Source organism: Gaoshiqia hydrogeniformans, assembly GCF_049347105.1.
GTDB classification, from domain to species: domain Bacteria; phylum Bacteroidota; class Bacteroidia; order Bacteroidales; family Prolixibacteraceae; genus Gaoshiqia; species Gaoshiqia hydrogeniformans.
The window spans coordinates 5,091,221-5,106,670 of sequence record NZ_CP186334.1; the positions used below are offsets into that span (position 1 = coordinate 5,091,221).

The 15,450-nt window shown below is 45.9% G+C and carries 11 protein-coding genes; all 11 read right to left on the bottom strand.

The window, feature by feature from the left end; genetic code table 11:
• Positions 1 to 129 precede the first annotated feature (129 nt).
• A complete protein-coding gene (locus ACOIT5_RS20225; RefSeq protein WP_423127978.1) occupies positions 130 to 1,779 on the bottom strand; it encodes a RagB/SusD family nutrient uptake outer membrane protein in 1,650 nt (549 codons plus the stop codon).
• A gap of 62 nt (positions 1,780 to 1,841) precedes the next feature.
• The gene (locus tag ACOIT5_RS20230) at positions 1,842 to 5,177 is read right to left on the bottom strand and encodes a TonB-dependent receptor (protein WP_423127979.1); all 3,336 of its coding nucleotides are present in this window, start codon (positions 5,175 to 5,177) and stop codon (positions 1,842 to 1,844) included.
• Between the two features lie 179 nt (positions 5,178 to 5,356).
• Complete coding sequence (locus ACOIT5_RS20235) at positions 5,357 to 6,355, bottom strand: FecR family protein (protein WP_423127980.1); 999 nt, start codon at positions 6,353 to 6,355, stop codon at positions 5,357 to 5,359.
• A 148-nt stretch (positions 6,356 to 6,503) separates the two neighbouring features.
• Complete coding sequence (locus ACOIT5_RS20240; protein WP_423127981.1) at positions 6,504 to 7,085, bottom strand: RNA polymerase sigma-70 factor; 582 nt, start codon at positions 7,083 to 7,085, stop codon at positions 6,504 to 6,506.
• A gap of 204 nt (positions 7,086 to 7,289) precedes the next feature.
• Positions 7,290 to 9,386 (bottom strand): ferrous iron transport protein B, encoded by a 2,097-nt coding sequence (feoB, locus tag ACOIT5_RS20245; RefSeq protein ID WP_423127982.1) that lies wholly within the window; start codon positions 9,384 to 9,386, stop codon positions 7,290 to 7,292.
• A 7-nt stretch (positions 9,387 to 9,393) separates the two neighbouring features.
• On the bottom strand, positions 9,394 to 9,651 hold the full coding sequence (locus tag ACOIT5_RS20250; RefSeq protein ID WP_423127983.1) for a FeoA family protein: 258 nt from the start codon (positions 9,649 to 9,651) through the stop codon (positions 9,394 to 9,396).
• A gap of 11 nt (positions 9,652 to 9,662) precedes the next feature.
• Positions 9,663 to 10,403, bottom strand: a complete 741-nt coding sequence (locus ACOIT5_RS20255; RefSeq protein ID WP_423127984.1) for a DUF4198 domain-containing protein — start codon at positions 10,401 to 10,403, stop codon at positions 9,663 to 9,665.
• A 158-nt stretch (positions 10,404 to 10,561) separates the two neighbouring features.
• Positions 10,562 to 11,668: a glycoside hydrolase family 43 protein gene (locus tag ACOIT5_RS20260; RefSeq protein WP_423127985.1), complete on the bottom strand. Its 1,107-nt coding sequence runs from the start codon at positions 11,666 to 11,668 to the stop codon at positions 10,562 to 10,564.
• 18 nt (positions 11,669 to 11,686) lie between these two features.
• Entirely contained in the window at positions 11,687 to 12,886 is a 1,200-nt protein-coding gene (locus ACOIT5_RS20265; RefSeq protein WP_423127986.1) for an enolase C-terminal domain-like protein, read from the bottom strand.
• An 18-nt stretch (positions 12,887 to 12,904) separates the two neighbouring features.
• Complete coding sequence (locus ACOIT5_RS20270) at positions 12,905 to 13,996, bottom strand: glycoside hydrolase family 43 protein (protein WP_423127987.1); 1,092 nt, start codon at positions 13,994 to 13,996, stop codon at positions 12,905 to 12,907.
• Positions 13,997 to 14,007: 11 nt separating this feature from the next.
• A complete protein-coding gene (locus tag ACOIT5_RS20275) occupies positions 14,008 to 15,396 on the bottom strand; it encodes an alpha/beta hydrolase family protein (RefSeq protein ID WP_423127988.1) in 1,389 nt (462 codons plus the stop codon).
• Between the last annotated feature and the right edge of the window lie 54 nt (positions 15,397 to 15,450).

The following is a 15,450-nucleotide window of genomic DNA, read 5'->3' on the forward strand; positions in this document are numbered from 1 at the left end:
GACCGATGGATTCCGGGATGATATTTGAATCAACGGTAAGTCCTTGCTGTCCGGAAATTCCCGGGGCAACAAGGACTCGCTGGTTATTCTTAATTTAATCGATTATAATCTGATCATGCTTTTTACGTATTAATACCCCGTGTTTTGAGTAAGATTCGAATTGAGTTGCCGCTCATTATACGGAATTGGCCAGAGGTAATCTCTTGCTGTGAATTTTTTCTTATAATCATTTGTAATGACAACCAGTTGCCCGGTATTTTTATCGACATAACGCATTCCGGTTATCTGATTCATGTTGCAAACATTTTCTGCAATTTTCCAGCGTCTTATGTCGAAGAAACGATTGCCTTCGAGAGCCAGTTCCACCATTCTCTCGTGCCGCACAGCTTCACGCAGGGCGCTTTGACCGGTAATGTCAACCAACTGAGGCATATTTACATCGGCACGCCGGCGTACATCATTAATGTAACCTAAAGCCACACCCGGTTCCGTGTTTAACTCAATTCTGGCTTCGGCAGCAGTCAGCAATATCTCGGCATACCGGATGATAATCAGGTTGATCCCGCAGTTGCTTCGGTTGCTTTGACCGACATCCTCCGGATTAATGTATTTTTTAGGCAGTAATCCGGTTTTGGACACCTGGTAGCTGGCGCCAATCACGTCGGCGGTATTGCTCCATCCCGGGCGTGAATCATAGATCGTTCCATTTGGCAGCACGTCACCCGGCACGTAAAGGGTATAGCTGAGCCGCGGGTCGCGGTTTGCATAGGGATTCATCGGGTCATAGGCGGCATCTTCGGTGATTTTTTTACCGTTTTTGGTTTCATATTCATCGACCAGTTGTATGGTAGGCGACATCATTGAACCATTGTTTCCCAACGAAACAGCTCCAAAGCTGTTCATCACCGAATTGGCATAGACATCTTTGATAAATTGTTTATCGAAAACCACTTCAACGTTGTTTTCATTCGCGTATGTAAACAGGTCTTTGTAATTTGGTAAAAGAGAGTATACGCCTAATGCAATTACGGCGTCAGCAGCAACCTTTGCGCGTTCATAATACGTATTAGCCCTACTGTCGGTACCGGTTACGTTACCGGCGGCAAACAACATGGTCCGTGCCAAAATTCCAAGGGCAGCGCCTTGAGTTACACGACCTTTTTCAGCTGTTGTCTTGGGTAAATAGTTAACGGCGTCGTTAATCTCGGTATAAATAAACTCATATATTTCAGAAACAGGGGTACGGGTAAGCGTTTTGGATTCGCTGATGCCAATTGGCGTAGCGATCAGAGGTACATCGCCAAAATAAGCAACCAGGCGCGAATAGAAATAACAACGAAGCGTACGTACTTCGGAAGTGAGGCGGTTTACTTTTGCCTCATCGGCCGGCGTTATTTTGCCAATGTTGGCCATATAATCGTTACAACGGCGTATACCGCTGTACATATCATTCCATGTATTTTGAAAAATATTGGTCTGCGAATCGGCAATACTGGCTTCCACCTTGGTTTCGTCGGATGTTTCAAAGGTAGCGCGCACCAGATCCGACATCGCATCCCGACCCAATATGGTGACCGGACTTTCGAGGAACCGGTAGACCGCATTAGCGGCATATTCGGCATCCTTGTCGGCCTGCCAATAAACCTGGGATGACAGGCGATCGGTAGGAACGGTGTCCAGCACATCGCTACATCCGGCTATGAGCCCAAGTATGATAAGTACACAGATATATTTTGGTTTGTCAAGCAAATTACGCAGGCACAATAAAAATCCAGGCATGCATGGTTTTAGCTTTCTCTTAATCGTTATTTTCATAGTGGTATATATTATACGATTAATAATTAAAATGTTAAATTAAGACCGAGGGTGTAAACCGAAGTTTGCGGATAATACAGAAAACGACCTGAAACAAATTCCGGGTCAAGCCCCCACTCTTTGAGCGGCGAAAACGTGAGAATATTACTTCCGGCCACGTAAATGCGCGCTTTACCTGCATAAATTTTCTGACTCAGAATACGTGGTAAGGTATAACCCAGCGATATGTTTTTCAAACGGATATAACTCGCATCAACCACCCAGTAATCCGACATCATCGCGTTATAATCCACGCTTTTTCTCGGGCGCGGGAAACGGGCGTCTGTATTTTCAGAGGTCCAGTAGTCTTTAAAGATATCGAGTGTAAAGCCCTCAAAATTACCTCCCTCGGCCAGCGCTCCCGAAACTCGTGTTTGCGCATCCATCACACCTTGCAGCATAAACGAAAAGTCAAATCCTTTCCAATTTACATAGCCGCTAAGCGCAAAGGGGAAACGAGGAAATTCATTGCCAATCACCGTCATATCGCTGGCATCAATCTTATTATCGTCACTGCGATTGATATATTTTACATCTCCCAATGTCATCCGGCTGTCATAAACAGGATAACCGTTGTCCAGATCCGCCTGGGTCAGGAGTCCGCCTGTCTGGTATCCCCAGTAGGAATTGATCGCGTATCCTTCCCTGACCGTCGTGATCACGTCGGCTGCTCCGCCGCTCACGGTCGGATTGGCCCCGCCGAGACTGATCACCTCATTCCGGTTATTGGAAATGTTGAAGTTTGCACCATAAGAAAAGTCACCCGCTTTGTGTTTCCAGTCCAGCGATAGTTCAAATCCTTCATTGTCCACAATAGCGGCGTTTTGAACGGGAGCGTCAAGACCGATCGTGCCTGAGATTGGTAGATTGACCAGGATGCCGTCGGTGCGTTTGTAATAGTAATCGGCTGAAAGGGTCAGCCGGCTACCCAGAAAGCTGGCGTCAATACCGATATCGGTCTGGGTACTGGTTTCCCACTTTAGTTTATCGTTTGCCAGGGACGTTTGCATATAGCCCTGAACCACCTCGCCGTTAAAATTATAGGTTGTAGAAGTGTAAGACTCATAGAAAGCATACAACCCGGCTGTTTGGTTACCGGCTTTTCCCCATGAACCTCTCAGCTTAAGGTCGGAAATGATGTTGCGAAGGCCGTCGCCCCAGAAAGCTTCGTTTGAGATGCGCCAACCAGCTGAAAATGATGGAAATGTTCCAAATTGATTATCTCCGGTAAAACGCGAAGTACCGTCGTAACGCAGGTTCGCTTCGAGCAGATAACGGTTGTCATAGTTGTAGTTCAAACGCCCGAAATACGAGCGTAAGGCATACTCATTATTATACCCATAAGCCTTCCAGGTGCTTTCAGACCCCATATTAATGGACCGTACCTCGTTATTGTAAAAATCCTGACGATAGGCCTGGTTATGCGACCACTTATTCTCTATCTGAGAGAAGCCGGCCAGTGCCTGCAGGTTGTGATTACCAAGTTGCTTCGTGTAATTCAGCAGCAGGTTAAGCGTATATTCATTCAGATCGTCGCGGTAATCATTCATGCTGTTACGTGATATTGCCCGCGTACGCTGGCGGTTCACATTCGGGTTGTATGCCTCGTTTCTGGCTGTCGCCGCCCAATCGAGGAAATTCTTATCGACCACGGTATAGGCATTGGTGAAAGCCACGTTTTTGTTAAAAGCATAACGCTGGGCATACTGGGTGGTAAACTTTAATCCGTCGAAAAAATCAATTTCCGCTTTCAGACTGCCAATAAACAGGCTGTTCCATTGTTCGTCGTCTCCTGCCATTTTTGCCAGCAACAAGGGGTTGGCATTTTTGTTACCCAGCCCGTAACTGCCATCGGGATATTGTGGCACAACAAATTGTGTAGCGTGAAACATCGAATAGAAAATACCGCCACCATTCACATCATAATCGTACGCGCCCACCGGAGCCATGGAATAGCGGGTACGGAAGTTGGCGTCGGCCGACAATTTAATTCGTTCAAAGGGTTTGAAGTCGGTATTTACCCGAATCTCTTTGATATCGGAATTGAAATTTGGCACCACGCCGTCCTGTTTGTAATAACGCAGCCCCATTAACCCTTTGGCTTTATCGTTACCGCCGCTTACAGTGAGGCTGTAGTTTTGCTGTAATGCACTCCGGTACACGGCATCCTGCCATTGGTTGGCTTTACGATAAGTAATCGGATCGCTGTTATGGTTATCAATCCATTCCTGAATAAAGGTTTCGGAATACCGGGGGTTTTGCCCTGCATTTTGGAAAGCATAGTTTTGCTGCCGCATATAGGCTACCGTTTCCATATGTTCGGGCTTATTCGTAACATTTTGCATTCCCCAATAGCTATTGAGGTCTATTTTCACACTACCTTCTTTGCCGCGCTTGGTGGTAATCAGCACCACTCCGTTGGCTGCCCGCGAACCGTAAATAGCCGTGGTAGACGCGTCTTTTAAAACCGAAATACTTTCAATGTCATCCGGGTTTATATCTGATATACGCTGTTCGATGCCATCAACCAGCAACAAGGCATCGCTGTTGTTGATGGTGGTAATCCCGCGGATGCGGAGTGTTGTGTTGGCGCGTCCGGGGGAACCGCCCTTATCGAGGATGGTCAGGCCGGGCGAAACTCCCTGCATGGCTGCCGTAGTGCTGTTGGCCAAACGATTGATACTTTCACTCTTAATACTGCCTACGGCACCGGTAATGCTCACTTTTTTCTGCTGCCCGTATCCTACAGCCACAATCTCGTCAATTCCAATGGTTTCTTCTTCCAGGATAACCGTAAATGAAGACTGGCTGCCAACCAGGATCTCAGTGCCTCTCATTCCGATAAATGAAAAACTCAAGGTCTGGTCAGATCTTACGTTCTGCAGGGTAAATCTTCCGTCGAGATCGGTGATTGTTCCGTTATTGGTACCCTTGATCACGACACTCACTCCGGGAATCGGTTCTCCGCCGCTGTTTGTTACCAGGCCGCTTACGGTTCCGTTCTGCTGTACATTAACCTCTGTTTTTGTCGTGGAAAGTACAATCTGCCGTCCGACAACTTCGTAGCTTACAGGGCTGTCCTGGAATACGTGATCGAGAATTTCGAAAATACTTTTATTGACGAAATTCACCGATACGCGCGAATCAACATCAATTTTCCCGTGATACAAAAACCGGTATTCGCTTTGATTTTCGATGGAACGAAGAACATCTTCGACCGTGGCTTTATTGACCACAACCGTGAGTTTTGTTACCTGGGAATAACTTCCGGAAGCTAAACCACTAAAAAACGTAACACATAAAATAAAGATGGTTAGTTTCATTTTTCTAAAAATTTGGTCATACAATGGCTGTAAGCCATCATTACATCGTTTTTTCTTCATACTTTTGAATTGGTTTAATGAATAATTTTTAAACTTTTTGAGAAGAGGTGGAAACTGCTACTTTCCATCTTTTCTCTTTTTTAGGTCATTTGCTACTCATTTTTTATTGATTTGTTATTTTATTTCTTTCCTATCGTAAGTGTTCTTGTTTGCTGCTCGTATGTGTACCGGATGGGAAACGATTTACTGATCAATTCCATAAATTCGGTGAAGGTTTCCATTTCAACGGTCCCGGTAAACCAAAGTTCTTTTAGTTCATCGTTATTGATCTCCAGTTTCACGTTATACCAGCGTTCCAGACTCAAAGCAACCTTGGCAAAGGGTTCCCGGTAAAATATCAGTTTACCGTCTTTCCACGAGGTATATAATTCGGTATTCACCTGTTTGACGGCAAGTCCTGCATTAGCGTCAAACGACGCCTGTTCGCCGGGTTTCAGAAAAACCGGGTTCTCGCCAAAGCCGGTCAGTTGTACCGACCCTTCAAGCAAGGTTGCCTGGAATTCTTCATTTGAAAATGCTTTGACATTAAATGATGTACCGAGTACCTGTACTTGTCCGAATTCTGTAGAAACAATAAATGGGTTTTTCCCTTTTACCACCTCAAAAAAAGCTTCGCCTTCGAGGATGACGTCGCGTTTCCCGGTAAATATCACCGGATAAACCAGTTTTGATCCGGAGTTTAGCCAGGCTGTTGACCCGTCGGGCAGGTTGATTTTTGTTTTGGCGCCATAAGGAATGGTAATTTCCTGAACCTGAGCCTGCATCTGGTTGGAATAAAAATCTGAGCGAAGAAAATAAAAAGCGCCCGAGATCAGCACACCCATGACAAAAGCAGCGGCAATGGCAATAAAACGGCCTTGGTTCAGGCGGCGTTGAATCGGCCGAACCGGCTTTTGTTTTGCTTCAATTCGATTTTTCAATGATTCCCAGGTGGTATCCTGTTGCAGATTTATGCTGCTGATCAGGTTTTCTGACAGCTCGTCCTGATTTTTGAGAAACAGTTCTTTCGGATAATCTCCGTTTTTGATTGCTTCACAGAGTTCGAACTCCTGTTCTTCCGGCAAACTCCCCTGAAGAAACCGAAAAGTCCATTCACGATATTTTTGACTTTTATCCATCTTGTTGATTACATTCATGAAGTTATACAAGATGGATTCAGTTTTCCCAACCTTAAAATTGATTTTTTTTATTTTTTTTATCCGTGCACCGGTCGCTTAAACAGGTCAAAGCGCGTGAAAAGCCGGGAAAGTGTAAACCGACGACGAATCAGTTTTTTCGAAGAATCAGAAAAAGTAAGAACAGATCAGGATTCAGCCTTTTTTTTGCGATCTCTAAACCTTTAGCCAGGTGGCGTTCGACCATTGACATGGAAATATTCATGATTTCAGCAATCTCTCTGATCTTTTTCCCTTCCATCCACTTTAAGCGGAATGCTTTCCCGCATTTTTCGGGCATTTCATCGGTTAATTTTAAAAGCTCGTTGTGCAGTAATTCTCTGACAGCAACAAACTCGCCATCGTTCTCAAAACTGATATGGTATAACTCTTCGGAACGGACAGACGCTTGATGCAGCAAATATTTATTTTCAACAATTCTCCTTTTCAAAACATTGACGCACCTGTTTCGAAGCATGGTGAAGATAAAAGAAGAGATGTTTTGCTCGCTGTTCAGTAAATGTCTGTCTTTCCAGAACTGAAAAAAGACATCCTGGATCAGATCGTCAGCTTCTCCCGTATCGTGAAGAAAAGAATAAGCATATTTCTTCAGCCGGGGATAATACAATCGGAATAACTTTTCAAAAGAGACAAAATTATCCATTGGCGCCGGTTCCTGTCGGTATTCTTTCATCAACATCGGAGTTAAAGCCGCCAAAATAATAGAAAAACTAATGACAACCGCAATCAGTACCGCCACACGCGCGGCTTTTTTTGTTTTTCTTTTTAAACAAGTACTTTTTGATTAAAAAAAATACAGCGGCGGCAACCGCCAGGTAAACCATTATTTCCTGTATATCCTTCATCGGTCAATCCGTTTTCAAATTCTCCTCCACCATTATTTTAACAACTGATACGCCGTCATGGCAACAAGATAAGCAAAACCGCTCATAAACATCAATTGGATTAACGGCCATTTCCAACTGTTGGTTTCTTTTTTTACAATCGCCATTGTACTCATACACTGCAGGGCAAAGGCGTAAAAGAGCAATAACGAAATGCCGGTTGGAAAGTTGAATAATTTCTCTCCGGTTATGTGGTTCATATCGGTTGACATTCGTTCTTTTATGGTTCCTTCTTCGTCGCTTCCCACGCTGTAAATGGTGGCCAGCGTCCCTACAAAAATTTCGCGGGCCGCAAATGAGCTAACCAGGGCAATCCCGATTTTCCAATCGTAGCCCAAAGGCCGTATAACCGGTTCGATAGCCCGGCCAATAACTCCGATATAGGAGTGGCGCAACTGAAACGAAGCGATGGCTGTTTGCATTTCCTGTTCGCTAAGCTGACTATTACCGGGTTGCAACCGGACAATTTCATCGGCCCGGTGAAATTCGTCCGAATAGCCGTTGGATGCCAGAAACCACAAGACGATCGAAATGGCCAGTATAATTTTTCCTGCTACCCAAACAAAGCTTTTCGTCTTTTCAATGACGGTGAACAGCACATTTTTAAACAAGGGTAGCTTATATGCCGGCATTTCAATCACGAAAAATGTACGGGTTTTGTTTTTTATGATTTTATCTAACAGGTAAGCCGAAAAAACAGCCATCCCAAAACCTGCCAAATACAGCGACATCAGCGTTAAACCCTGAAGATTAAAGCCTCCGACACTCCGGTCGGGAATCACCAAAGCAATGATGATGAGGTAAACCGGCAAACGCGCCGAGCAGGTAGTAAAAGGAGTGACCAGGACGGTAATCAACCGTTCCTTCCAGTTTTCGATGTTCCGTGTAGCCATAACGGCCGGGATAGCACAGGCTGTTCCTGAGATCAGCGGTACCACACTTTTCCCGCTAAGCCCAAACCGCCGCATAATGTGGTCCATCAAAAAAACGATCCGGCTCATATAACCGCTTTCCTCCAAGAGGGAAATAAACAGAAAAAGAAATGCAATCTGCGGGACAAAAATCACAATTCCCCCCACGCCGGGAATCACTCCTTCGGCAAGAAGGCTGGTAAAGGCGCCCGCGGGTAAATGGGTCCCGGTCCACTCGCTGAAGAAAGCAAACGACTCATCGATAAAATCCATCGGGACGCTGCTCCAGTTATATATCGCCTGGAACATGAGCAGCATTACGGCAAAAAACACCAGGTAGCCCCCTACTTTGTGGGTTAAAATACGGTCAAGCGCCGATCTCCAATCCGTTGCCGCCGAAACATCGACCCGGTAAGCATCTTTTAGAAAACGATTGATAAACAGGTAGCGGGCAATCGTTTCTTTCTGCTGTAACCGTCGTATTTCAGCGGTGTTTTTTTCTGAAAATTCATGTACTTTTTTGAGATTCTCATCAATCTTTTCCAGCTGTGCCGATTGCGAAACAACCAACCAAAGGGGATATAGCTCCTGCCCCGGAAATGCCTTTTGCAGGCGGTCAAAATACAGGGGATCAATATCCCTGACACACAAACAGGGTGAAACAGGCAGATCCCGATAGGTTTCTATTAATTTTTTCAGATAATCGATCCCGGTATTTTTTCGGGAGCTGACGACAGCCACTTTTGTCCGAAATTTTTTTTCGAGCAAATCCACATCGATCGAGATTCCGCGTCGTTCCATCTGGTCGGCCATGTTTACCACCAGGATCGCCGGAATCTGAAGGTCTTTTATTTGCGTAAAGAGGATTAAATTGCGCTTGAGGTTCTCCACTTCGGTAACAACCACCGCCAGATCAGGATAATCCCGGTGATTTTTATTGAGTAAAAGCTCAACGACCAGTTGTTCGTCGGCCGACGAAGCATTCAAGCTGTAAGTTCCGGGCAGGTCGATGATATGGGCTTTTGACCCGTTTGGTAATTTACAGGTTCCCTCCTTTTTTTCGACCGTGATCCCGGGATAATTTCCGACTTTCTGATTTAAGCCGGTTAACTGATTAAACAGGGATGTTTTCCCGGTATTCGGGTTTCCAATAAGCGCTACGTTGAGTTGTTTACCCATTCTGTTTTCACGAAACTTTTGAAATTTCTATTAAGGCAGCTGTTTCTTTTCGGATGGCCAGACGGTTCCCGTTGATATTCAAAAACAGCGGGTCGCGAAACGGAGCCAACTGAATTAATTGCACCTCGTTTCCCGGCAGGCAACCCATTTCCTGGAGTTTTACCGGAATCAAATCAACAGCGAAGTTTCGGATAATTCCTCTTTCTCCCGGTTTAAGATTAATGATGGTCTCTTTTTTCAGAGCGTCAACTGTTAATTCAATCATCTTCTTCAGAATTAATTTACCGAAGGCGTCATGCACCAGCTTGCACAATGCCAGATATATTCATATGCTTGTTGCTGAAAACTTCCCGGCGTGTTTTCATGATAAATGGCTTCAACCGTGTACATCTGATTCCACGGTAAGTTGAACGTAATCATTCCGTTTTCGTCAGTCCACACTTTTTTGGCCCACAAATCGGGAATATATATGCTCACTTCGTTTTTGGGCAATACCTCTCCTTTAAACAACACCTGAAGTTTTACTTCGCCATTCACGCGGTACGAACGATCGCTGTAATCGATGATTTCAATTCCCCCGGGATTGGTTGATTTTACCGGGAGAAATGTTTCACCAACGACAACTTTGGCTTTGGCATGATATTGCGGTTTCATCACTCCCAGGTCATATTGCCGGTAATCAAGCACTTCCATGTTTTTGTTATCCAATGCAAGCGTGTAGGTCCCTTTCTTCCCGGGAACAAATGAAGCCAGGTAATAGTCCTCGCCGGGAGAAATGTCAAGCCTGCTCTTTTTCCCGTCCGGATCCACCAGCCAAACATCAAAATTACGAACACGCTGAAATGCCTCGTCCGAAACTTTTTCAATCAGCCCGTAAGTATATTCGCCAAATCGTATTTTCACGTCATGTCTGGTATTTAATTTTCCTGCGGCCGGTGTTTCCAGCCACATGTAGTGGGCATAGCTGTTAGCCATGTTTGCTAATACCAACAAAAAGGCAATTATACTTGTTTTCATATTTCTGCTTTCAATTTCTGAAAAACAAAAATACCCCATCCACTTTAGGGTCACAATCCCATTTTATAGCGATATTTTTATTGAAAGAGGGAGTTACCGTACGGTATTCTCCCTCTTTGTGATGATATTTTTGGAATCTTAAAATAAAAGCGGAATGCCTAGCGGTTCTGTTGTGAGTCGTATTTTGTTGTCGGACCGTGTACAACTAATTTCCCGTCTTCCGTCACTTCCATTGGATCGATAAAGACCACCCGGTTGTCGCCTGTTTTTGAAGTACGGCCATGATAAACACAAAGCATGCTTTTCCCATCAGGAGCAGGTGTAACCATATTATGGCCGGTGCCGGTTACAATGCCTCCCTGTTCTGCATTTTTCTCCAAAACCGGGTTGTTATCGGCTTTTTGAAATGGCCCCATAGGCGATCTGGAAGTCGCATAACCTACCGCGTAATTTTGACCGCCAAAAAAGTTGGCAGAATACATCATGTAATAGGTATCTTTTTCTTTAAAAATGTACGAACCTTCGGTCCATCGCCGGTTCACTTCGCCCGAGGTAACTGACCGGCTTTCCCACTCAGCCTGCCTGTCGTCCATGCTTACAGGAGGGCGCAGCAACAATTCGGGCTCGCCAATGATTCCCGAAAAATCAGGTTTTATTTCAACGCCATACACCCAGCTTTCTTCAATTTCATCGAACATGCCTTGTTGGCGGGCCCAGTCGGCTACTTCGCTTTCCACCGGGTTTTTATAACAACAGCGTGAATAGTACAAGTACACTTTGCCATCATCAAACAGCAGGTTGCCGTCGATTACCGGATAACCGGGATCAAAAACCGGACGGTTGTATAAATCAGTATACGGTCCCGTCGGGGTTTCGGAAACTGCCACGCCAATGCGAAAATTTTCCAGCTCGTTGGTGGGATTTTCGCGCCAGTCGGCGCTGAAGAGCAGGTAATACTGACCATCGATTTCGTACAATTCAGGAGCCCAAAAGTTGGCAATACCCCACGATTCACCGGTATTTCCCTGGTAAATCCGGCCTTCGTCGTTCCAGTCTTTCAGGTTGGCAGATGAATACATTTTAAATCCGTCTTTCACCCCGCCGGTACCGATCATATAATACATACCATCGGATGCTTTCAGGATGTAAGGATCCCCGAATTCGACCGGCAGGGGATTTCCGACTTGTAACGTTTCAGGCTTTGGTTTACAGGAAAAAAAGCAAAGGCCTGCAAATACGATCAGAATCAGTGATTTTAAGTTCATCGTACGTATCATTTTCATCTATTTATAAAGTGTCATTCCAAAACCGGGTGCAGAAGAAGGAATTAACTTGCCGTTCACCAGGCGGTAATCACCCAGATCCACATCATCCGAAATACAGGTGACCCCTTCGATGGTGACCGTATTCCCGTATGCCCCGGTTAAATGAGCCACGGCATTGGTTTTAATTTGCGAGCCCCAGGCATGAGGCGAAGCAAACACATTGAGCCGTTTCAGTTCGGGCATCAGCTTACGCCAGCCGGTATAGCCAATATCCTGAATGTCGGTCAAATGAACATCCATCAGCTTCAACTCCATTAACTGCTGCAAAAAATCCTGATCGGGCGATGCTTCGCCATCGGCTAAAAGTGTTTCTATCCCTAGCTTTTTCAGCAGGGCCCTCAGCTTGGTGTAATCTTCAATGGTTTCGCGGAATGGTTCTTCAATCCAAAAAAGTTTGACCCCTTCAATTCCTTTCAGATACTGTTCAAAATCGTCGAGAGGATAACCGTCGTTTCCATCTACCAGAATGTCACAATCGGGAAAAGCTTCGGCTACCAATTTGGTGACTTCAATATCCCGCTGAATCCCGGCCGCTTTGGGCATCCATTTGTTGCCCCGGCCAATTTTCAGCTTAAACTGGCGATAGCCCAGGTCATAATCGAACTGACACTCTTTCAGGATGATATCTATCCCCATCGGTTGGTTATAAAACGGCGTTAAATCATCAAAATAAATCATCCCGCTGTAGCAAACCGCCGTTTCGGGCTCCGTTGCTCCCATCAGCCCGTACACCGGCTTGTTCAAAATTTTACCGGCCAGGTCGTGGAGGGCAATGTCGGCATAAGCACCTTTCGGATCAATCAATCCAAGCTCCGGTGCAAACAAGTCAGACAGTTTTTTGCCAACCAGGTAAGCAGAAGCTTCATCGGCCGAACGGCCCCAAAGGGTAACCCCCCAGCCTTTAGCCCCCTGGTTGGTTACCAGTTCGCAAATGGTTTCGTCGTAGCCCCAGCCGTGATTTCCCCGGATTGCATTTTTACTGACAAAACGGGGGTATTGAATCCTGACTTTTTTGGTTATTACCTTTTCAACCGTATGATAACTAAGCTCGCTGTCTTGTACTGAGCGGGCCGAAGAAAAACCAATCAGGGGATTAGCCGTCAAGTAAGCAGCAGCCGCACCTCCTGAAACTGTTTGTAAAAAATTTCGCCTCTTCATAAGTTTGCTATTTTAGGTTTAATAAGAAGCGTCCGATTCAGCTTCTTCAATTTCCACCTCACCCGAAGGACGCTTCATGGCGGTTCCGGCCGGAATGGCGGTTCCAAAGTTGGGCGTTCCATCGGCATTCCAGGTGAAGGGTTGCATACGCACATCGCGGTTCCAACCCGGGTTCGTATCTTTTTTGGAGTGATAAATAATCCAGTCTTCAGTTTGATCAGGCGATTTGACAAATGAACAATGCCCGACCCCGTAAACCTGGGAATTTCCCTGAAAAACCGGTCCTTTTTTTGTCCAGTTGGCCGGATCGAGCAAATTTCCATCCGGATCATTCAGTTGTAACATTCCCTGACGGTATTCAACCAGCCACGACTCGCGGCACGAATAGATGATAAAAACGTTTTCTCCGTTTTTCAGAATTTGCGGTCCTTCGTTCAGATTCAGCGGACCGCCCGTTTCCCAGTTTTCCTGCGGCGAGGAAAGCAACACCCGTGTTCCTTTCAAGGTGTAAGGATTTTCCATTTCCTGGATATACAAGTGCTGAGGCGTGGCATCGGTGTCTTTCTGTTCTAACCATCCCGACCAAACAGCGAAGAGTTTACCTTTGTGTTCCAAAACAGTCATATCAATGGCCCAAACGTTGCTGTTCGGTTCATCCGGATTGTCGCCGGTGTACAATATGCCCATATCTTCGTAATCGCTGAAAACGTCAGCTGTTTTGGAACGCAGAACCCCGGTACGCTGGTTGATAAAGGGCGAACCGGCCGTACTGCCGGCCGCATAATAAACATACCAGCGACCGTCGATAAAATGAATTTCAGGCGCCCAGACGCTGTGGCTGTTCCACCCGGTTGCGGGAGCCTGCCAAATCCGTTTCAATTCGCCTTTTTTAGTCATGTATTTTGAACGCGAAACAACAATACTGTTGTTCGCCGAATAACAATAAACATACTCGTCTCCCTGCCGGGTCAGCCAAGGATCAGCTCCGTCCCAAACGGGGTTGGTGAAAGTTGTCTCGACTTTCTTATTTTTTACACCTTCTGCTTTACCGCAACTCGTGAAAGCAAAAATTAAAAGAATAATTGCGGCGCTCATGTTGATTTTCTTCATTCAGTTATCATTTAACGTTTATCTGTCAGCAATCTTTTCAATTCGTCGATTCCGGAAATGGCATGGGCAGGAAGCTTCTCCCCGTTTTTTCCAAACACCAGCATTTGTTCACGTGTCTGGATGGTAATTCCGGATTCATTAACATTCCCTCTTTTATCCTGGATCCGGGTTAACTCCAATCCCATATGTTTTGCGAGAAATGAATACACAGCCTTTCGTTTTGATGGTCCGTAGTCGTGTTTTTCATCCTGAAAATGAGCATTTTCAATCAGATCAACACGTCCATACAATCCATAAATCTGTTGAATATACGGGAATTCCACCTCGGGAACGCGGGCGGTCCAGTCACCGCCATCCGATACGATGAGAAGCGGTTTGGGCGAAACCATCGCGGCCAACTCGGCATTATTGGTCCCCCATTCACCGCAGGCATGAACAGGCATACCGCTTTCGCAGGGACAGCCACCGTAAAACCACGAAGAAACCATCACGACCGGAGCGCTCACCGCAATCCGGTCGTCCAGGGCAGCCAGCAGAAACGTTTGTGTCCCTCCTCCTGACGCTCCGGTCATCGCAATTTTTCCGGCATCCACCTCCGGTAAAAAATACAAAAAATCAAGAGCCCTGATGCTGTTCCAGGTTTGCATGGTTTGCGCCATACCGGTGCGGTGATCGTCGAAGGCGAACTGCAAGCCGGATTCGCCTTTGGCAAACATATCGTAACTAAACACCACTGCCCCCATGCGTGCCAGCGAGGCAGCCAACCTCTGTGAACTTTCGTGATAATGCTGGGCCTCTCCATGTCCCTGGGCGAGTAAAACGGCCGGATGACGTTTTTTGATTTTTGCCGGTTTGTATAAACTACCACTGAGAAACACGCCTGGAAGCGTTTCGATGGCCACCTGTTCGACGGTGTAACCATTCATGATTTCTTTGGGAGTATAAATCGGGTTCAAGGAATTTTTCTCCGGTAAGGGAGACAAGTCCAAAGCTTTAAAGATACAGGATCTCAACGCTTCCTTACGTCTTTCCCAGGATGGAAGATCAGAAGCCAGCTCCGCCAGTTTTTGCAGGTGTAACCGGCCTTCCTCCACCGGCCTGACATGATAGCGGAATGGTTCAATCCGGTATGAGCCATCTTCATCCCTGGTAAAAACCAAATTTAAGGGTGTCAGCACCTGGTGCAGTGTTTCGTTCAGATCGTGCCTGAAACGCCATTGGGCATAGTCCACCATCAAGGTATCGGCCAGCTTGTCTGCATATTGAAACTGCACCCCAAAACGGGATTCGATGTCACTCAAAACATGTTTCAGCGGGCGTTTAAACTGGTTATCAACCGATTGAGCATGAACGCCTGATACAAAACACAACAACAGGAATGAACAGATTAAACGATTCATAGTTAATTCATTTTGAAAACAGCCTGTGCCCGTTGCCAGGTTAACGGCGGATTA